Source organism: Kitasatospora sp. NPDC086801 (genome assembly GCF_044745805.1).
Classification (GTDB): domain Bacteria; phylum Actinomycetota; class Actinomycetes; order Streptomycetales; family Streptomycetaceae; genus Kitasatospora.
Map to the genome: position 1 here is coordinate 1 of NZ_JBIVAX010000064.1, position 21179 is coordinate 21179.

Annotated in this window: 11 protein-coding genes; 6 read left to right on the forward strand and 5 right to left on the reverse strand. The window is 69.8% G+C overall.

Going from position 1 to position 21179, the window contains the following annotated elements; translation table 11 throughout:
- Positions 1-357 precede the first annotated feature (357 nt).
- Entirely contained in the window at positions 358-561 is a 204-nt protein-coding gene (locus ACIPLC_RS36375; RefSeq protein WP_400477340.1) for a hypothetical protein, read from the forward strand.
- Positions 562-1193: 632 nt separating this feature from the next.
- Here ACIPLC_RS36375 and ACIPLC_RS36380 read toward each other — a convergent pair.
- Positions 1194-1508: a hypothetical protein gene (locus ACIPLC_RS36380; protein WP_400477341.1), complete on the reverse strand. Its 315-nt coding sequence runs from the start codon at positions 1506-1508 to the stop codon at positions 1194-1196.
- A gap of 863 nt (positions 1509-2371) precedes the next feature.
- Here ACIPLC_RS36380 and ACIPLC_RS36385 point away from each other — a divergent pair.
- The gene (locus ACIPLC_RS36385) at positions 2372-3280 is read left to right on the forward strand and encodes a DUF6528 family protein (protein WP_400477342.1); all 909 of its coding nucleotides are present in this window, start codon (positions 2372-2374) and stop codon (positions 3278-3280) included.
- 287 nt (positions 3281-3567) lie between these two features.
- Here ACIPLC_RS36385 and ACIPLC_RS36390 read toward each other — a convergent pair whose 3' ends face one another.
- From ACIPLC_RS36390 to ACIPLC_RS36405, 4 genes are all read right to left on the reverse strand, one after another.
- On the reverse strand, positions 3568-3696 hold the full coding sequence (locus ACIPLC_RS36390) for a hypothetical protein (protein WP_400477343.1): 129 nt from the start codon (positions 3694-3696) through the stop codon (positions 3568-3570).
- A 104-nt stretch (positions 3697-3800) separates the two neighbouring features.
- Positions 3801-4304: a hypothetical protein gene (locus ACIPLC_RS36395; RefSeq protein WP_400477344.1), complete on the reverse strand. Its 504-nt coding sequence runs from the start codon at positions 4302-4304 to the stop codon at positions 3801-3803.
- Between the two features lie 22 nt (positions 4305-4326).
- Positions 4327-5592, reverse strand: coding sequence for a hypothetical protein (locus ACIPLC_RS36400; protein WP_400477345.1), 1266 nt, complete (start codon positions 5590-5592; stop codon positions 4327-4329).
- Positions 5593-6041: 449 nt separating this feature from the next.
- Entirely contained in the window at positions 6042-6338 is a 297-nt protein-coding gene (locus tag ACIPLC_RS36405; RefSeq protein ID WP_400477346.1) for a hypothetical protein, read from the reverse strand.
- 604 nt (positions 6339-6942) lie between these two features.
- On the opposite strand from ACIPLC_RS36405, the gene ACIPLC_RS36410 reads away from it, so the two are divergent.
- The 4 genes from ACIPLC_RS36410 (at position 6943) to ACIPLC_RS36425 (ending at position 20591) form a co-directional block, all read left to right on the forward strand.
- Complete coding sequence (locus ACIPLC_RS36410) at positions 6943-8241, forward strand: nucleotide disphospho-sugar-binding domain-containing protein (RefSeq protein WP_400477347.1); 1299 nt, start codon at positions 6943-6945, stop codon at positions 8239-8241.
- 338 nt (positions 8242-8579) lie between these two features.
- Entirely contained in the window at positions 8580-12650 is a 4071-nt protein-coding gene (locus ACIPLC_RS36415) for a glycosyl hydrolase family 18 protein (RefSeq protein ID WP_400477348.1), read from the forward strand.
- Positions 12651-12716: 66 nt separating this feature from the next.
- Positions 12717-13927, forward strand: a protein-coding gene (locus ACIPLC_RS36420) for an IS3 family transposase (RefSeq protein ID WP_400477349.1) whose coding sequence is annotated in 2 segments (ribosomal slippage) — positions 12717-12963 and positions 12963-13927 — 1212 coding nt in all. Because the reading frame shifts where the segments join, the coding sequence is not laid out codon by codon here.
- Between the two features lie 493 nt (positions 13928-14420).
- Positions 14421-20591, forward strand: coding sequence for a glycosyl hydrolase family 18 protein (locus ACIPLC_RS36425; protein ID WP_400477350.1), 6171 nt, complete (start codon positions 14421-14423; stop codon positions 20589-20591).
- Positions 20592-21179 lie beyond the last annotated feature (588 nt).

Below are 21179 nucleotides of genomic sequence, written 5' to 3' on the forward strand. Positions count from 1 at the left end.
CAAAGGATGGATGTTGTTCATCTATCGGGCATAGCGTAATCAAAGCGACGTGACCATAAGCCATTTATGGGATCAGAGATCCCAAAACCCCCACTGAGTGGGCGTTTGATGTTGATTTCTGCGGGTAATTTTCAGGCGGTTTGCACCGTTTTATGACCTACGGACATGACCTGAAACACTCGGGCATTCCTGGCTAATCGGATGTTTCTATCCCGTTGCTAGACCGGACGGAATCCGGGCGACACATGCGAACCAAACGGGCGATCCGCTCACCCCTTTAGAGCACGCAAATAATCCCCAAAGGGGTGAATCGTCCCATAAGTCGTTAACCTCAATAGCGGCACATCACCACTGAGCATGATCCGCGCCACCGGCGATATCGCCGACCCCGGCCAGCAGACCGCGGCCGTCAACAACGTCGAGCAGAAGGCCCCCCAGCAGTACGCCTTCCTGCCGCTCTACAGCGGTCCCTCCACCCACGGCATCAGGAAGGGCCTCGCCAACGTCGGTGCCACCGTCTTCTACAGCCCGCTGCCCGAGACCATCGGCTGGCAGAAGTAGCACCAGTGTTCCGGCGACCTTGCGGGGCCGTGCGTGAGCAGCACTACTCGGCGAGCGGGGCCAAGGACGGCGCAGGGTGCGGAAGCGCGTCGACGGCGGCCGCAGCGAGGACCGGCACCGGCGCCGGCATCGGCACGGTGGCCTCGCGCAGGTGGAGGAGCCGGGAGGCGGCCCGCTCGCCGGGGGGCCTGGGTGCGGGCGTCGGGCGTCGGGGATCAGGGAGGCGAGGCCCCGGGGGAGGGGCTGATTGCTGGTCACCCGTCCCATTCCCCGGTGCCCCGGGTGACGGTGTTCACCGCGGCCGGTCGCCGGGTTCCCTGTCCGGCAGGCGGCCGTGGCGGTGGCGGACGGCGGCCTCCAGCAGCGCGGTGGGGGCCCGGCGCCAGCGGACGTCCTCGGTGCGGCCGGCGTCGGCGGCTCACCCGGGCAGCGGCCTGTCCTGCGCGGCCTGCTCGACCGCTGCTCGAACTCCTCCAGCACGGCGTGCAGCGCGCCCTCGACGGCGGCGCGCGACCACGGGGGCGGAGTGCGGGGCACGCGGACGGAGTCGGCCAGGACTCGGGCGGCGGGCGGGAGTCCGGGACCGACCGCCGACAGCTGTCCGCCCGGGGGCCTGCTGCGCCTCGTCCGGGTCAGCGGGGGAGAACGGACTTCACCATGTCGTTCGCCGAGATGAGCCCCAGCCCCGGGACAGCCTCCCGCAGCACCCTCACGGCCCGGACCGGATCCAGCGCGGGGTCGACATCCGCCGCGGACAGGGTCCGGCTCACCCACCGGCGCACACGCTCCTCGTGCGCCACGGTCACCTGGCGGTCCACCAGGCGCAGGGCGGCTTCCAGTCCTGGCCGCTCCGCCGCGCCCGCCGTCTGCAGTTCCGCCAGGAGCTCGGCACGGATGTCGTCCAGGTCGTGCAGGACCACGATGGTGGGTGCGTTCTTGGTGAACACGCGAGTTCTCCGATCAGAGCACGAAGCGGGCAGGAAGCAGACGACCCCGTGGCGGGCTCCCGTATCCAACTGTTGCCGGCTCTCGGTGGAGTCCAACCTACCGGTGACCTTGTGCGATCGTCAGGGGAGGGCCGCTACCGGGAGTTCGGCCTGCACCCTTACCACCAGACGGACGCCTGGCCGGCGTCGCGGTCGACGCCCTGCGCAGACCACAGGTCACCGCCGACGGCACCGCCACCTCGTCGGCGTCGTTGTCGGCGTCGCGGCGGTAGTGCTCGGCGGCGGCGCAGGCGAGACTACTCAGCTCTGAACCGCTGGTGCCGTACCCCGCCGGGCCCCGGGGCCGGTGCGGACGAGGCCGCTCCGTGACGGAGGCCGCCGACCGGTCGTGACGTAAGGGCGTGCGAGGAATTTCGCCCCGAAGGACGACCGCCCGAGAGTCCTGAGGCCGGGCCCCCGTAGGTGGGGGCTGCGGGTTCTGCGTAGCCGCAGGTTCCCCGTCGGGCTGTCCGGCCCGCAGCCCCGTGCGGACGAGTTCACCCGGACGCTGCGACGAGGATGGCGCCGGGCCGGGGCACCGGGACGCAGAGTGGATGGTCCGAAGGCGGTGGCGCGAAAGGGACGTGGCAGTGGGCGCAAGAGCCGGCGCGAGCCTCAGGGTGGGATCCGTCCTGGGCGGCCTGATGCTGACGGCGTGTTCGACCCCCGTCCCGCGTGCCGTGGATGGCAGCGGCGGAGGGCTTCGGGGCAGTGCGGTGGTCGTTGAGGCTGATGGGGCGTCCGGGCAGGCGGCTCTATCGGGTGATGCGTCGGTCGTTGCGGCCGATCCGGGGTCTGGGCCGGCCGGCGTTCGGGGCAGTGCGTTGATCGTCGCGGTCGATCAGGCGTCCCGGCAGGTTCTCGTCCTGGACGGCGAGACGACGCGGGAGGCCGGACCAGAGGCCGACCGGTTGCCGGTGGTGTGGTCGTGGACCGCTGACGGCGACGATCGGCTGGCCGACCTGGAGCCGGACCGCAGCTGGGCCAGGCCCACCGAGGCCAGGGACGTGGTGCTCGACGGTGAAGGCTCCCTCCTGGTCACCGCCTCGGGTGGCTTGGCAGCCCTGGTCGACACGGCGACCGGCGCGCCGATCTGGGCCACGGACCTCGGCACTTCCGCCAACCCCCACAGCGCGGAGCTCCTACCGGACGGCAACGTCGCCGTGGTCGCCAGCACCGGCGGATGGGTGCGGCTGTACGCGGCTTCGGAGGGGCCTCGCAGCACCACCTATTCCGAGCAGGAACTCGACGGGGCCCACGCCGTGCAGTGGGACGAGGGCGCGGAGTTGCTCTGGGTGCTCGGGGACGACACCTTGCTGGCCCTTCGGGTCGGTGGCACGCCCGACACCCCGTCCCTCACCCCCGAACGCAGTATCCCCCTTCCAGAAGTCGGAGGACACGACCTCGCACCTGTGCGCTCCGCGCCGGGGACGTTCTGGCTCAGCACCGGCGATCGCCTGTGGCGCTATGACTCGCATCTCGACCGCTTCGAAGCCGTCGGGCTGACCACGGAGGACTCAGCCCGCGGGATCAAGAGCGTGGGGAGTGAGCCCGTTACCGGTCGCCTGCTCACCATCACGCCCGATCACGCGGGGCCCTGCTCCTGGTGTACCTCCGCCGTCACCTTCCACCATCCCGACGGGACGCTCGCCCTGACCGGAACCGAGCTGTACAAGGCCCGCTGGTGGACCACACCGCTTCCAGGTCTGGGGCCGACGAACCGACCCCGGTAGCGCGGTCCTCCGGCAGCCGCAGGCCACGCTCAACGCCGGGGCCTGCGGCATCCTCGCCGACGCGGCGGCCAAACGCAGCGGGAGTCCGCATCCAGCGTGCCAGCCACTGCCAACATCGGCTCGACGTGCGGCAGCCTCACCTGCGCAGATCCCCGGGGGCCATGCCTTCCGGGGTACGGCCGCCCGACCCAGGTCGGGGCGCGGGCACCGCCGACCGGCGGCCGACACGGCGGCGCCCGACCGGGTACCCCCGGGGTCCTGGGAGGGTCACGGAGCGGGGCACCGGGCTACCCGCCGTCGTCCACCGGCGTGCCGGGCCCGAGAGCGAGGAAGTACGCGAAGGACTCCGGCGCCACCTCGGCCATGGACTGCTGCTCCTCGGCCGGCCGGCTGGCCGGCGGGCGGTCGCGGTCCAAAGACGCGACGTTCGGCCGGGGTCAGCTCCTGTTCGACGGGCACGTTTCCAGTGTGCGCCGGGGGCGTGAGCGCGGTGAGCGGGGCGCGAGGGCCCAGGGGCGTTTCAGCGTGGGGTGTTGCCGTGGACGGTGGTACGGCCCGGGTAGTGGGCGTCGAGGTAGGTGCGGGCGGCTGTGAGGTCGCCGACGACGCCGACCGTGGTACGTCCGCTCTCATCGGCGCCGGTCTCGAAGACCTGGAAGCCGGGCTGTTCGAGGGCCTGGAGGGCGCCTTCGAGGACGTAGTCGTGGCCGTGCCGCCAGACCAGGTCCGAGGTGACGTGTCCGCGGATCACCCGGGTCTGGCCGGGGAAACGCTGGTCGAGGGCGTGGCGGGCGTCGTTGACGTTGCCGATGACCTCGACGGTCTGGACGTGGCCGCCGGGCTGGGCGGCGACGGTGTCGACGTGCCAGGTCGCAGGGCCGATACCGGCTCGGTGGATGGCCTGCTGGAGTTCGGCCAGGGCCTGGCCGCGGGGCGATGGTCCGGGGACGGCGGCGGCCGCGCCGCAGGCGAGGGCCAGTACGCCGAGGGTGGCCGTGAGCCGGCAGGTGACCGCGACGTTCACGACGGTGTTCCTTTCCAGGTGGTCAGGCGAGGGAGATGCCGAACTTGTCGATGACCGGGCCGATCGGCACGAACGCGAGGGTGTCCCAGCAGGTGACGTTTTTCGCCGCCGTGTCGGTGCCCCACTTGCAGGTGACCGTGCTGCCGCCGCCCGCGCTGACGATGCCCCGCGCCTGCATGTCGTCACCGCCGTTGACGCTGGCGACCACCGGGCCGCCGCTGTCGCCCTGGGCCACCGCGATCGTGTGGTCGTCGGTGCGGGTCGCGTAGTCGAGGTCGGAGCGCCACACACCGTCGACGTTGGTGGAGGTGTCGGTGCGGGTGATCTTCAGCGCGCAGTGCGCGCCCGACATCGACCCGCTGTCGCAGACGAGGTCGCCGACGTTGTTCCGGCCCGCGCCGACCGTCCGCCGCCGCTCACCCTGGGCGTTGTCCCAGCCACCGTAGTAGAACTGCCCCGACGGGGTGCCGTTCAGGCTGATGACCGCGGTGTCCAGGTCGGAGTTGGAATCAGCCACCGACCCGACCACCGTCCCCGTGCCGTTCTTGTAGGCACCGGAGTCGCCGCAGTGGTGCGCGGTCAACATGACCGCCGTCTTCCCCCGCCACCCCCCGAACGCCGACGAGCAGGAGTCGCCACTCGGGGTGGTGAGCTGCGCTCCGCCGCTCCAGGGGTTGGCGTCGCTGTGCCGGGTCCCGGTGGCCTGCGGGGCCAGCCCGGGCGCGGCGTCGACCGGCACCCCGGCGAGCTCGGCCGCACGGGCCGCGATCCGCTCGCGCTCTGCCGAACCGCCCGCTGTCCGGGCCGTCGGCAGTCCGCCTGCGGGGGTGTAGGTGAGGGACAGTCCCGTGCCGTCGGCTGCCGGGCCGACCACCGTCCACGCCGCGCCCGCCTCGCCGCGCGCGGCGGCGACCAGGCGGTCCCGCGCCGAACGCAGCTGCGCCAGGGAGTACGGGGCGTGGAACACGTGCGCGGTGATCCCGGCCGGGGGGTTCGCGATCAGGCTGGTGACGCGCTCGGGGACGTTGCCGTGCCAGTAGACGGTCAGCCGTCCCTGCTCGGGGTCGACGGTCAGGCCCGCGTAGCCGGGGACGTCCGCGCGCTGATGCTCGGGGACGGGCGTGATCTGGTCGGCGAGCCGGTCGAGGACCTCCTGACGCTGCAACACCTCCCGGCCCACCGGCGAAGGGCCGGGCGCAGGCGGCTCGCCGTGGACGGCGTCGGCCGGCAGGGCGGCCGTGGTCAGCAGGGCGAGCACAACGGCGCCAAGGACCGTTCTCCTGGGCACGTCCCATCCCCCTCGTTCCCCGAAGTCCCGGTGCACGCGCGGCCGCAAGTCCCGGTGCACGCGCAGCCGCGCGTGAGCGCTCATACCGGGCCCAGTACTCCACACGGCAGGCCGCTCCCGCCAGCAGACGACCCGTATGTCACCCGCATGAGCGACCACCACCCGCATCGAAGCCGTCCCCGCGCAGCAGCCGGAACCCGGCTGGGGCGATCGCTGGCGAGCGGGACGCGCCCCCACACGGCGGAGGCCCGTCAACCGCAGGCCGAAGCCGGCTCCCGCTTCGGCGGGACGGACAGCCCCGGTGGGCCCAAGTCCTTCGCAGCGCAGGCCTGCATACACGTGGGGCACTCCAGTCGATCCCGGCCGGCCTTATCCCAGGGCTTCAACGGACAGCCCTCCCATCGTTGGTGGGCCGGACGGGTGGGCGGCGCACGGGCGTGGCCGGCCTGTCAGAAGGGCGGGTTGTCGGGCCAGGACGGGCCGGTGACGTACGGGCTGCGGTCGTCGTCGCCGGGCCGGGCGAAACCGGTCGTATCGTGGCCCCAGGCGGTCAGGGCGTCAAGGGCCTGCCAGCGGCGCCACCGCGTGTCGCAGGTGAGCAGGAGACGGCGGGCGCGCTCGGCCAGGCCGTCGCGCTGCCCGGCGAGGCCCGGGTCCTCGGCGAACGCCAGGGCCGCGGACAGCGCGGAGTCGGCGACCGCGGGGTCGGGATCGTCGAGGAACGGGGCGACGGCCTGATACAGCACCGGCCTGAGCGAACGCACCGCCACCATCGGCGCCTACCCGTCCAGGTAGTCCTCGCCGCAGTACCGTCGGCCGGCCGCCACGCAGGCGTCGTCGCTGGCGCGCAGACTCCCGTGATCGGCTGATGCAAGGTCGTCCTGACCTGCGGACGGCCACGAGGGCGTCGGGGAAGGCCGAGACCGTCGCGTCGGGGGCCCAGCCGAGCCGCAGCCAGTGGGCGTTGATCGCCCGTTCGACGAGTGCGGCGTAGCGGGAGTTGTGCAGCACCCCCATGGGGTCCGGGTCGTCGAAGTGCACCGAGAGCTGCTCGCAGTGTCCGGGGTCCTTCATCCGGCTCTCCAGGCAGGGGCGGTGGATGGCCATCGACACGTTAGGCGGGGCGGAGCCGCCCGGCACCGTGCGCCGCCTGCCGTCGCTAAATACGCGGTCCGCCGCGCAAAGTACGCGGTATCCACCGCCCGGTTGACGGTTATCCCAGGTCGGCACGGGGTTCTAGCGTCGTCCCGTGTCGCTCCGGCCGCCTGGCCGTCCCGAATCACCGCGCAGTGAAGTGAAGCGCCAGGCGTCCCTTTCCGCTCCGTCTGTCTGTCTGTCCAGGGGATTCCCATGTCCAAAATCATCACAGCCGCCATTCCGGCGCACGGTCACACCGGACCGCTGCTCGCCATCACCGCCGATCTGGTCGCTCGCGGCCACGAGGTGGTCTTCCTCGGCGGCGCACGGTACGGCGAGGCCGCCGAGGCGGCGGGCGCGCGGTTCGTCGCGCTGCCCGCCGAGTCCGACTTCGACGACCGCGACCTGGGCGCTGCCTTCCCCGGGCGGGACGGGACCACGCCCGGTCCGGAACGCGTCGCGTTCGACATGAAGAACGTCTTCCTGGACCCGATGCCTGGTCAGTACCGCACCCTGAAGAGGCTGCTGGCGGAGTTCCCCGCCGTCGCGGTCATCGCCGATTCCGGCTTCGTGGGGGCCCAGGCCCTGGCCATGGCGCTGCCGACAGACCGACGGCCGACGGTCGTCAGCATCGGGACCGGCGTCCCCCCGCTGCAGAGCGTGGACACCGCCCCGTTCGGCCTCGGACTGTCGTCGCTTCCGGGCGAGGAGGGACGAGCCCGGAACGCGGCGCTCAACGCCGAAGTCGCCAGGCTCAGCGAACCGCTCACGCGCTACGCGGCGGAACTCTTCGCCACGGTGGACGCACCCCTCCCGGAGGGTCCCTTCGGCCACGTCCTCGCCACCGTCGCCGACCACTTCCTCCTGCTGACGGTGCCCGGTCTCGAGTACCCGCGCACCGACGCCCCGCCGACCCTGCGTCTCATCGGGGCGCTCCCGGCTCCCGCGGGCGACGAACCCGAACTGCCCGGCTGGTGGGACGACCTGACGCAGGACCGGCCGGTGGTCGTCGTCACCCAGGGCACCGTGGCCAACGACGACCTGGACGAACTGGTCGCCCCCACCGTACGGGCCCTGGCCGGCCAGGACGTCCTGGTGATCGCGGCCACCGCCCGCCCGGACGGCCCCGAGATCCTGACCGGCCTGCTCGGCGAACTGCCCGAGAACACCCGCGCAGGCGGGTACCTGCCCTTCGAGCTGCTGCTGCCGCACGCCGACGTCCTGGTCACCAACGGCGGCTACGGCGGGGTGCACACCGCGCTCCGCCACAGCGTCCCCCTGGTCGTGGCCGGCGCGTCCGAGGACAAGCCCGAGGTGGCCGCCCGGGTCGAGTGGAGCGGCGCCGGCGTCGACCTGCGCACCGGACGCCCGACGGAAACCGCGATCACCGAGGCGGTCACCGCGGTCCTGGGCGACCCCCGCTTCGGCGAGCGGGCCCGTGCCCTGCACGACGAACTCAGCCTGCACCGCCCGCTCGACGTGATCGCCCACCTGGTCGACGGGCTCAACTGAGAGGCACCGCGCGCACCGGCAGGGAAGGCCCTCACCGAGTCCGCCGGCGACCGGGCCGCCGTCCTCAGCACCGGCATCTTCCCGCTCGGCGTGCCGAGCCGGGACACCGCCCCGCACCCGCTCGGCCTGCTGCCGTCCGTCAACGAGGGGGAGCGCCCCCGGTACGCCGCGCTGCTCGCCTGGACGAGCTTATTCGTGTGCCGCCCCTGACGGGGGCACAGTTCAGAAGCCATCTCAACCACGATCAAAGAGTCATGGAAAACCACATAAGAATCCTCCCGCCTCAGCGCAGGACAGCCGTCCATCGCGGACCGATCGTCCAAGCAGTTCTGCTGTCAATGCTAGCCGGACTCCTTGGGCTCGTTGCACCGATCGCGACCGAAGCGCGAGCCCAGGGCAATGAGTTCCGTATCGGAACCTGGAACATGAACCGCGGGGCCGGGAACGACTGGTTCGCCGATATCCCTGACCTGCTTGCCAATCGCGATTCCCAGGGAAATGTGCATGGGCTAAATATCCTGGCACTCCAGGAACACAACAACGGCCTGGCCTTCTTCGATGAACGGCAGAACGAATACGTACCGTTGAATGACGGGGTCATGGTGGACGGCACTACGGATGCGAATGGGAATCCGGTGAATGTGCGGTGGCAGGAACTCCTCTGGACTCATCCTGACGTTCCCGCGGAGGAGTACCACGTCTATGTCTTGGAGGCGGCGAACCGGGACCGCGCCCGGGTGATCATCTCTGATCGTCCGGCGGACGATGTCAGGGTGGTTCCCGCGGTGGCCCCGGCTGCGCCCGCCGACCGTGGGGCGGTCAGCGACGGCGCGGGCAATCAGCGTCCTCGCACTCCCCAGGAGTGGGTGAACGCCTACGCCCGTCGGCCTGCACTCGGCATTCGGATCGGCGGTACCTGGGTATTCACGGTTCACACCAATACGGACGGTGCCGCGGAAACCCGGTACCGGGACGCGAGCGGCCTGCTGAGAGGGGTGCGGGCGGCAGCCGGCACGGCCCCCTGGGTCGCGGTCGGCGACTGGAACATTCAGCCGGGCGACGCATTCTGGCAGAACGAGCTGGCAGCCGGCGAGAGTTTCGCCCGCTCGGGGCAGCCGACCTACCCCAATCGGGTCGATCCCGTGGCGAGCCCCCCGGTCTCCGAATACGACTACGCGGTGGCGAGTGGCGTCACCCCTCGTGGCGGAGATCGCATCACCCATACGAGGGGCGTCGCAAACGATCTCTTCAGGCCGCATTCCGACCATTTCCCGGTCGCACTGACATTCCCTCCCGTGTCGCAGCCCACCATGACCGCTGATGGCCTTCTGCATACCATTCAGTCCACGCCCACGCATTCCTATGTAGCGGTTCACCCGACGCAGGACCTCCGCGCCGACGGAGCTGAATCGAGAATGCGCGACAATGTATTCATGGAGAGCGGGACGCGAATCATGCGGCCCGATGGATACATGTATCTCCACCTATCACCACTCGCAATGCCGGGGCTGTGCCTCGTCGCCAAGAAGCTCATCAAGCGGGATTCGCAGAGCGGTGACGACACGGCCACGCTCGGTCTCGCTCCCTGTGCCGCGGGGGACACTTCCGCGGCACAGCTGTGGCGCTTTGACGAGCTCGGGAACCTGTTCAACGCCGACGACCGTGCGGTCTGGATGGACGACGGCGGCAGCGGTGTGCACCTCGGGCAGACAGGGAAAGAGCCGCTCGATGCCGCCTGGGAGCACTGCTCCTGGACGAGCCAGCTTCGCGGCGGAGGCATGGATCTGCTGCCGGTGTCCTGTAGCGACGGGAGAACCCCGCCACCGTTCCCCCTCAAGGCCCCCGTGGGCATCCAGGCGTCGTTCCTCGATCTGACCGCCTCGGCCAAGGAACGCAGGACCGTGGTCCAGCTCTTCTCCGGAGGACAGGCGGCGACCTTGCGCTTCGACGAGGACGACCCCGGAGCCGGTGACACGCTCTCGCCGCCGAGCGGCTTCCCCGTCCCGCAGGACAGCGTGCTGAAGAACGTCGACGCGGCCGTCGACACCCTCGACAGCATGGCCGACGGCACCTTCCTCGCCTTCAGCCACGAGGACGACCAGGGCACCAACACACCCTTTTGCGCCCGGCTCAAGCCGGGGGCACAAGGCATGGCGGATGCGGCACCGGTCTTCGCCGACCAGCCCAAGCCGATCAGTGAGGCGTTCCACGCACTGCGTGGAACGGTCTTCGAGAACGGCGTGGACGCCATCGTCAATGTGCCCGGCGACCTGGCGCTCGCGAAGGAGGTGTTCCTGTTCAAGGGGGACCAGTACGCGCGGATGTCGGTAGACCTCGGCGGCACCGGAGACAAGATCACCAACGGCCCGCTGTCCATCGCGAACAACTGGGGTGCCCTGAAGGCCAAGGCTCCCGAGTTCACCCGGGACATCGACAGTGCGTTCCAGATCAAGAACTTCGTGTACTTCTTCAAGGGCGACTCCTACGTCAAGGTCAAGGTCACCCCGAACGTGAACGGGGACACCGTCGTCGAGGGACCCGCGAAGATCAGCGAACGCTTCCCCTCCCTGCGCGGCACCGTCTTCTCCGGCGAACTGCCGCCGACCAGCCGTACGGACCGCATCCGGCAGATCCGCCAGGCGCATGCGGCGGCCGGCTGGGCCACGCCCCGTGAGCCAGGCGGATCCGCTCCGGAAAACGGCCGTTACACCACCCTGCTCTCGCGCAGCGGGCTCGCCGCCGATCTCAACGCCGGGAACACCGCGCAGGGCACCCCGGTCCTGGCCTGGGCGGCGGATCCGGTCAAGGCGAACCAGCAGTGGCAGCTGCGCGACACCGGCGGCGGAAACTGGCAGATCGGCAGCGCGCTGGCACCAGGCATGGTCCTGGACCACGACGCGTCCACCCACCGCGTCACCCTGTGGACGGGTGATGCGGCCAAGGCGAGCCAGCAATGGCAGACCGAGGACTTCGGCCACGGCTGGTACGCACTGCACAGCGCGGCCGACCAGAAGTGTCTGACCGCCACCGGCCAGGGCGCGGACCTGACCATCGCCACATGCGACGCGAGCGCGGGCCAGCTGTGGAAGCTGTCGTTCACCACACCTCCCAGCCAGGCCGGCGACCCCTTCGACAACACCACCGACAACCGCTCCGCCAAGCCCGCGGTGTCGGGTTCGCCGTCGCAGTGCCGCCCGGACGGCATGGCCGTCACAGCGGGTGCGGATACGCGGTACTGCGATGTGTACGACACCTCGGGCCGCGAGTGGTTGGGCGGGGCCGGGCACGACAAGCGGGTGGTCGGCTACTTCACCGGCTGGCGCAGCGGAGCCAAGGGAGACGCCCGCTACCTGGTGAAGAACATCCCCTGGTCGAAGGTGACCCACGTCAACTACGCGTTCGCGAACATCGTCGACAACAAGATCTCCATCGGGAACACCGAGGACCCGGCCAACCCGGCGACCGGCATGACATGGCCGGGGGTGGAGGGTGCGGAGATGGATCCGTCACTGCCGTACCTGGGGCACGTCAATCAGCTGGCCAAGTACAAGAAGCAGCACCCGCAGGTGAAGGTGCTGATGTCGGTGGGCGGCTGGGCCGACACCCAGGGCTTCTACGCGCTCGCCACCAATGCCGACGGCAGCGTGAACCAGGCCGGCATCAATACGTTCGCCGACTCCGTGGCCGGATTCCTCAACCGGTTCAAGGACGCCTTCGACGGCATCGACATCGACTACGAGTACCCCACCGCCCTGCCGGACACCGGCAACCCCAACGACTGGTCCGTTGCCAACCCGCGCCGCAAGGGGCTGGGCGCCGGGTACACGGCGCTGATGAAGACGCTGCGCACAAAGCTCGACGAGACGGGAGCCGACCGGGCCCGCTACTACCTGCTCACCTCCGCCGCCTCCGCGTCCGGGTACCTGGTGCGCGGCTACGACGCCGGACAGGCGCTGCAGTACCAGGACTTCGTCAACGTCATGTCGTACGACCTGCACGGCTCCTGGAACAACTACGTCGGCCCGCAGGCCCCGCTGTACGACGACGGGCGTGACAACGAACTCGCGTCGGCCGGGATCTACGACAGCGCCAAGAACCCCGAGTACGACAGGACCGGCTACTTCAACGTCGACTGGGCCTACCACTACTACCGCGGTGCCCTGCCTCCGAGCCGTATCAACCTCGGCATCCCCTACTACACGCGCGGCTGGCAGAACGTGACCGGCGGTACCGACGGGCTATGGGGTACCTCCGCACTGCCCGACCAGAAGCAGTGCCAGCCCGGCACCGGCAGCATCGCCCCCTGCGGGAACGGCGCGGTCGGCATCGACAACATCTGGCACGACCTCGGCGGCGCCGGACAGGAAGTAGCGGCCGGCTCCAACCCACTGTGGCACGCCAAGAACTGAGGTGACCCCCGTGGTGTGGACACACCTGACAATGGATCTTGTTGGTCCAGGAAGGTGAAGATCTGCATGGCGAGGCCATCGAAGTACAGTGCGGAGTTCCGGTCGGACGCGGTGGCGTTGTGGCGGGCCTCGGCGGGACGGCGGACGTTCAAGGACGTCGCGGCCGATCTGAGCGTCAACCCGGAGACACTGCGGTCCTGGGTACGAGCCGCCGAGGCCGGGACGGCGACAGGACCTGGGCGGCACGCGGAGGACGTACAGGCGGAGCTGGTCCGGCTGCGGGCGGAGAACGCGCGGCTGTCGAGGGCCGAGAAGGAGTGGGCGCTCGAGCGGGAGATCCTGCGGCGGGCGGCCCAGTATTTCGCGAAGGAGATGAAGTGAGGGCCCGCCGCTGGGATTTCATCTCCGCCAACGCCGGTGACTTCGGTGTCCAGCGGCTGTGCCGGATACTCGGCGCGTCCCGCTCTGGCTACTACCGGTGGATCGCCGGCGGTGAGACCCGCGCCGCGCGCCGGTCCGAGGACGACGCCCTGACCGCAGAGATCCAAAAGATCCACGCCGAGCACCGCGAGGCCTACGGAGTCCGACGCATTCACGCCGAGCTCCGGGCCGGCGGCCGGGCGGTGAACCGCAAACGGGTGGCCCGGCTGATGCGCGAGCGACAGATCACCGGCCGCCACCTGCGGCGGCGCAGACGCACCACGATCCCCGACCCGATCGCTCCACCGGTGCCGGACCTGATCGAGCGGGACTTCACCGCCGAGCGGCTGGACGAGCGCTGGTGCGGCGACATCACCTACATCCGGGCCAGTGGCTCATGGCTGTTCCTGGCCTGCGTGATCGACATGCGCTCGCGCCGGGTGGTGGGCTGGTCGATGGCCACCCACATGCGGACCTCGCTGGTCATCGACGCACTCGAGTCCGCGGTCGCCGCCCGGGGCGGCGACGTCACCGGAGTGATCTTCCACGCGGACCGCGGGTCGCAATATACCTCCGCTGCCTTCGCCGAGGTCTGCGACCGTCACGGTGTCCGCCGCTCGATGGGACGGGTCGGCTCGTCCTACGACAATGCCCTGGCCGAGAGCCTCTGGCAGAGCCTGAAGCGCGAGGCACTGCACGGGATGCCGCTTATGACGGTGGCCCGGACCAGGCTCGAGGTCTTCCGCTGGCCCACCTACTACAACGCCCGTCGGCGTCACAGCGCCCTCGGCTACCTCCCACCCGCCGAGTTCGAACAGCGGCACCACGCCCCGGCTAAACTCTCCCTCGCGGCATGAAACCCCTGTGTCCACACTCCGGGGGACACCTCACTCTCCGCAGACCCCAAGATTCGCTTCTCAGAAGTGTCCACTGCTCTAGGAAAGCCCAGTTCGGAACGTGCCCATGCTTCCGGCCCGCCCCTGCGGGGGCGGGCCGGAAGCGGTGTTCATCGGTTGTCTACCAGCTACGGCCAGCCTGGTGGCCGCGGATCCCGTTGGTGGAGTCGGCCCTTTCTTTTCCCGGGTCCGGTTGTCGCCGCGGCGAGTCATGCTTCGGCTTCACGGTCGTGGGCCTGGGCGTTTCGCGCTGTTCTGTACTGCTGAGCAGTTGTGGAACCTTCGTTAAAAGGGGGACGTATCTTATTGTGCGATGACGAATCATCATCAATGGTCTAGGCCGATCGGCTGCCGTCGTGCGGCTGGTGCGCGCTGTGAGCAAGTAAGGATTCCCATGGGCATATCGCCCTCATTCTCTCCGTTCGCCGGTCCGCCGGGGCGTTGGAGACGGTCCGTGGTGGCGGCCGTACTGGCCGGCCTGCTGGGATCGCTGATCACGCTACTGACCCCTGCGCCCGCCGTGGCGCTGTCCGACCCGCAGCTGCGTGCCGTCAGCTTCAACATGCAGGGCGGTAACAAGTGGGGCGAGGTCAGAGCCCTGATGCCCAACGCCGACGTCATCGTGATGCAGGAGGCGACCTCCACGCCGGACGGCGCGCAGCTGCGCCAGCTGGAGTGGGCCTCCAACGAACTGGATCCCGCGGTCAACGACAGGGGTAAATCCAGCCTGAAGTACCGGCTGTACAAGGGGCCATACCACTCCTCCGGGACGACTCGTGGGGTGCGAGGGGTTCTGTACTACCTGAAGGTCCTGGACAGGAAGGAATGGGGAAACTGGGCCGACGGGGACGGCGGCCCCGAGGACGATCCCGACATCGGCACCAAAGCGCCGAAATCGATGGCGATCTGGGTCCGCGAGAACCTTGCGCCCACGACCGATGAGGAGGACATACCACGCCTCGACCTCGTGACGCCGACCGTGGACAACAACAGGTGGGTCACGTCTCGCCCCGCGTTCGGCATCGAGATCGGTGACAGGTGGTACTTCGACATCCACGCCGCGTCGATGCGCGTCGGGGAGGCGGTCAATCCCCACACGCGCGCCCTCGTGAACGCCGTCCGCGCCAAGAAGCAGGGCAAGTCGTGGCAGATCATGGGGGACTTCAACAGTGTCCCCAACACCCTCGCGCCGCTTCCAGGCCAGGGTGAGCCCTACAACACGTTCTACGCCACCAGGAACCAGGTTCCCTATGGCCCGCCAGCACCAACGCAGTTGAACGCGGGTGCCCTGGACTACCTGGTGGCCCACGACCAGCTGAGGAACCTGCGGGTGTCCGTCAAACGCGGCACCGGGTCAGACCACTTGCCGGTCCGGTTCGAGCCCGACGGCGGGCCACGGTGCGATGTGAACGACTGGACGAACAGCACGGTGTACAATCCGGAACGCCGCACGGCCCGGGCGGCAGCGGCGGGCGGGTGCGAGGACTCGAACTCGGGCGCGGTCGTGGCCATGGGCGACAGCTACATCTCCGGCGAGGGCGGCCGGTGGGCGGGCAACGCCCTCACGAAGCAGGAGGGGGACGTCTGGGGAACGGACCGGCGCTCCCGCTGCCAGCCCGGACAGGACTGCGTCTACGACACGACGTCCTACGACAACGGTGGCAACCGGTGTGACCGCTCCGACGTGGCGCCCATCAAGGGAGTGGAGTTCGAGGACATTCCGGTCGAGCGCCGGTTCAACATCGCCTGTTCGGGGGCGACGACGAAGAACATCCTCTCGGATTCGTTCAAGGGTGAGAAACCTCAGGTCCAACAACTGGCCGACCTCGCCCGGACCAACGACATCCGGATGGTCGTGGTGTCCATCGGCGGCAACGACCTGAGCTTCAGCGAGATCATGACGGCGTGCGGCGTGGCCTTCTTCAGTACCGCTCTGAACTCCTCCTGCAAGCCGGACGGGGAGAGGCGAATCGCCAGCAGGCTCGACTCGGTACGGTCCGATGTCACCAACACGCTGACCGCCATCCGTCACGCCATGTCGGCCGCCGGCCAGTCGGACTACAAGCTCGTGCTCCAGTCGTATCCCAACCCTCTCCCGGCCACGGACGACTTCCGCTACACGCAGGGCACGACCATCAGCGACCGGTACCGCAAGGGGGGCTGCCCCTTCCGCGACGTGGACGCGGAGTGGGCCCGTAACTCGGTGGTGCCGCGCATCACCGACATGCTGCGGCAGGCCGCCGGGTCGGCCGGCGCGAAGTTCCTGAACGTGCAGGACGCCTTCGCCGGGCACGAGTTGTGCGCGAAGACGGCGGAGCAGGCGACGGACGCGAACAGCAACGCCGCTCCGCTGCCGGCATCGAAGGCGGAGTGGGTCCGGTGGGTGCCCTACGTTCCCGGTTTCGATCCGGTTTCCCCCAACGCGCAGGGCGATGTCCAGGAGGCCATCCACCCCAACGCGTTCGGTCAGCAGGCACTGTCGCAGTGCCTGACCGAGTTCGGCAAGGCGGCGTCCGACTCCGACCGGTACATCTTCAACTGTGCCGGTTCGAACGACGGCATGAAGGTCGCCCCCGACCCGTCCGCGGTGCGTGAGGGCATCATCCGGCTGCGCAACGTCCGCACGGGCGAGGTGCTGGACGCCGAGGGAAACGGCAGCGACGACTACCTCGTCACCCGCCCGGACGACGGGCGGGCCAGCCAGCGCTGGCTGCTCCACAACGTGGGTTCAAAGGTCTCGCTGCAGGCTCAGCACAACGGGCGCTACCTGGGCGTGTGGAACAACGCTCTCAGTGGCAGGGACTGGGCGTACCTCGGCGGCAGCGAGCTCGGCTGGAGGTTGTCTCCGTTTGGAGAAGGCCGGGTCTCGCTGTGGCAGGAAGGGATGGGGTTCAAGGGGAGCGGCGCCTGCCTCAGGCAGGATCCGGGGAGGCGGTCCAGCGACACGAACTGGGTCGGCGTCGACTCCTGCGACGGCACCGAAGGAAAATCGGACTGGAAAATCGAGTACCCCGGCGACATCATCATCACCCCCCGCGACCCAGCCTCCGGGACGGACCCTCGTGAGGGCCAGCAGGTCGAGCTGCGTTCGGGCACCGGCATGGCCGTGGACCTGAACGGCAGCAGCACCGCCGCCGGGACGAGCGTCCAGGCGTCCGAACCCAAGGGCACCGGCGCCCAGCGGTGGGTGATGCGCTCGCTCGGCGGCGGGAACTGGCGGATCGCGGCTTCGGCGAAGCCGGACATGGTCGTGGACCACGATCCCGGGCCGCACACCACCCACCTCGTGCAGGCGCAGGAGGGCAACGCCAACCAGGTGTGGCAGCCGAAGGGCACCGGCACCGGCTGGTACACCCTGGTCAGCAGTGCCGACGGCGGCTGTCTGACGGCCGGCGGCGCGGGCGAGGCGCTCGCGGTGACGGCCTGTGACGCGAACAACCAGGCCCAGCGGTGGAAGTTCCGGGAGACCGGGACGGGCACCGAGGTCGGCACGATCCGCGGCCTGGGCGGCAAGTGCGTCGAGCCGCGCGGCGGCAGCCGGGACGACCGGACCGCGGTCGGGCTCACGGACTGCGCCGGCTCCGACGCCCAGGCCTGGACGGTGTCGGCCGACGGCACGCTGCAGTCGCTGGCCAAGTGCCTGGATGTGGACGGCGGGCGCGCCGACAACGGGACGGCCGTCCAGTTGTACAGGTGCAACGACTCGCCCGCCCAGAAGTGGATCTACACCGCGCGCCAGGAGCTGCGGAACCCGAACTCGGGCAAGTGCCTGAACGTCCCCGGGTCGGACACCGGCCGGCCATTGCAGATCTCCGACTGCGACCGGTCCGACGCCCAGAAGTGGCAGCTGTCCGCCCGCCCGGTGGGCCAGCCGGACGGCGGTGACGCGGGCGACCCGTTCGACGACTCCGCGGACGGCCGCGGCACGAAGCCGGCCACCTCGGGCGACTGCCGACCCGAGGGCATGACCGCCACCGCGGGCGTGGCGGCGCGGTACTGCGACGTGTACGACAACAGCGGCCGTGAGTGGGTCGGCAACGACCGCACCCGGCGCGTGGTCGGGTACTTCACCGGGTGGCGCGCGGGGAAGAGCGGCGATCCGAAGTACCTGGCGTCGAACATCCCCTGGTCGAAGGTCAGCCACGTCAACTACGCGTTCGCCGACGTCAAGGACAACCGGATCAGCATCGGCGACCCGAACGACCCGGCCAACCCGGCGACCGGCATGACCTGGCCGGGCGACAAGAACGCGATGGATCCGTCCCTGCCGTACAAGGGGCACTTCAACCTGCTGAACACGTACAAGAAGCAGCACCCGGCCGTGAAGACGCTGATCTCGGTCGGCGGCTGGGCGGGCACGCGGAACTTCTACGCGATGGCCACCAACGCGGACGGTTCGGTGAACCAGGCGGGGATCGACGCGTTCGCGGACTCCGTGACGGACTTCCTGGACCGGTACGGGTTCAACGGCGTCGACATCGACTACGAGTACCCGACCGCGCTGCCCAGCACCGGCAACCCGCTGGACTGGGACGTGTCCAACCCGCGCCGCAAGGGCCTCCAGCAGGGCTACAACACGCTGATGAAGACGCTGCGGACCAAGCTGGACCAGTCGGGCGCGGCCAAGGGCCGGTACTACCTGCTGACCTCGGCCGGGTCCTCCTCCGGCTACCTGGTACGCGGACTGGACGCCGGCCAGGCGCTCCAGTACCAGGACTACGTCAACGTCATGAGCTACGACCTGCACGGCTCCTGGAACAAGTACGTCGGCCCGCAGGCCCCGCTCTACGACACCGGGCAGGACAACGAGCTGGCCGCGGCCGGGATCTACAACGACCAGGCGCCCGACACCAAGGACTACCAGAAGAACGGCTACTTCAACACCGACTGGGCTTACCACTACTACCGCGGCGCCCTGCCGCCCGGCCGGATCAACCTCGGCATCCCGTACTACTCCCGCGGCTGGCAGAACGTGCAGGGCGGTACGGACGGGCTGTGGGGCACGGCCGCCATGCCGGACCAGGCGCAGTGTCCGCTGGGCACCGGCGGGCGCGGCCCGGCCAACGCGCAGTCCTGCGGGATGGGCGCGGTCGGGATCGACAACGTCTGGCACGACCTGGAGAACGAGCGGGAGGTCGGGGCCGGGTCGAACCCGCTGTGGCACACCAAGAACCTCCAGGACGGCCGCACCCCCGGCTACCTGCGCTCCTACGGGGTCGACACCGGCTTGCCGACCGGGCAGCTGACCGGCACGTACGCGGAGAAGTACTCGGACCCGCTCCAGGCGTCGTGGCTGTGGAACGACGCCAAGAAGGTGTTCCTCTCCACGGAGAACGAGAAGTCGGTCGACGCGAAGGCGAAGTACATCGCGGACAAGGGCGTCGGCGGGGCGATGATCTGGGAGCTCGCCGGCGACTACACCAAGCGTTCCAACGGCGAGTGGGGGATGGGCTACGACCTGACCACCCGCCTCGACAACGCGCTCAAGGGCGCGGGGGCGTCCGGCAACACCACCGGCGGCGGCAAGACGCTGCCCGCCGAGGTGATCGACGTCAAGGCCGAGCTGGTGGACTTCCCCACCGACGTCGCGGACATGTGGCCGATGCAGCCGAAGCTGCGGATCACCAACAACTCCAAGGTCGCCCTCGCCCAGGGCACGGAGATCTCCTTCGACCTCCCCACCTCCGCCCCGCCGGTGGTGAAGGACGGGGCCTGGAAGGAGATGAGCGGCATCGTCCCCGGCCACACCGGGCCCAACGCGGGCGGGCTGAAGGGCGACTTCCACCGGGTGACCATCAAGCTCGGCTACTGCGAGGACGTGCCCGCCGGCAGGTCGAAGGACATCGACGTCAAGTACTACCTGCCCATCACCGGCCCGGCGAACGTCACCTTCAGGATCGGCGGCAAGGACTACGGATCCACCGGCGACAAGCGCCGCGCGGTGACGACCGTCGATCCGCCGGCACCGGCCTCCGGGGCCCAGTGCCAGGCCGCGCCGTGGCAGGCGCACGCCTACAACCCCAACCCCTCGTTCGCGTTCTGGCAGACCGGCGACAAGTGGATCATCGAGGACCGCAACAGCGGCAACGTCCTCGACCACCCCGGCAGCTGGACCGACGCCCACCTGGTGGACAAGCAGACCGGCAACGCCAACCAGCTGTGGACGGTGACCGAGGAGGACGCGGGCTGGTACCACATCAAGTCCGGTACCAGCGGCCACGACCAGTGCCTCGGCGCCACCACGGCCAGGGGCACCCTCACGGTGCGGGACTGCGACGGGAAGACGGACCAGTGGTGGCGGCTGGTGCCGCTCAGCACGGACCAGGCCACCGCGGGCAAGCCGCTGCTGGACCAGTGGGTCACCCGCGGCCCCCAGCACGGCAGCGCCTACGCGCTGGGCAGCTTCGCCGACGGGACCGACTGGTGGAAGACCCCGGCCTACCTCGCCGCCCCCGCCAACAGCGCCACCGCCTCCAGCACGAAGATCATCACCGGGGACACCGACGGCGCCTGGGCCTCGACGGTTTCGTGGAACGGCTTCTACTGGCGCGCCAAGTGGTGGAACAAGGCGACCGACGAGCCCGGCAAGAGCGACGCCTGGCAGAAGCTCGGCCCCACACCGTGACCACCCCCGGCTCCGACCGGAGTTGACCGTACAGGCCCCGGGAGAACGGTGACGCCCTCCCGGGGCCGGTACCCACTACCGGCGCCTGAGCAGGTGCGAAACACCCCAGTCACCCCGGAGTCCTGACGGAACGCGAGGGCCGGGGCGGGCAGTCGAGCGACTGCCCGCCCCGGCCCTCGTTCGTCCTCGACGGTCACCCCGCCTCCGCTGTCCGGGGCTGCGGTTCCGCTGTGTCGGACGATGTCACCACGTGATCAGCACGAGCCGCTCCTCCAGCCGGTGCCGGTGCCTTGCTCCATCACCCTCATCCCGGGTCCGGCCTGGAGGCCGTCGAGCATAGAGGCGACCAGGGAGAGCATCGAGGCGGGGCTGGTCGGCGCTGGTCGGCACGGTACCCGGCTCACGGCCGGTGTGTGCTCCTTAGCCCCACTGGGTGACGACCCGGATACCCGCGGCGGCCGCTTCGAGCCAGGCCTGCTCGTCCCCGGCACGTCGACGAGCAGGCTGGTGCCGGTCGCCATGTCGTAGGCCCACACCAGATCCGGAAGGAACAGGGAGCAGGGGACAGCGTCGAAGGCCGATGCCCGG

What these genes read in the sequence shown, in the direction of transcription:
- ACIPLC_RS36375 (WP_400477340.1), top strand. Translation starts at nt 358, where the DNA reads ATGATCCGCGCCACCGGCGATATCGCCGACCCCGGCCAGCAGACCGCG.
- ACIPLC_RS36410 (WP_400477347.1), top strand. Translation starts at nt 6,943, where the DNA reads ATGTCCAAAATCATCACAGCCGCCATTCCGGCGCACGGTCACACCGGA.
- ACIPLC_RS36415 (WP_400477348.1), top strand. Translation starts at nt 8,580, where the DNA reads ATGCTAGCCGGACTCCTTGGGCTCGTTGCACCGATCGCGACCGAAGCG.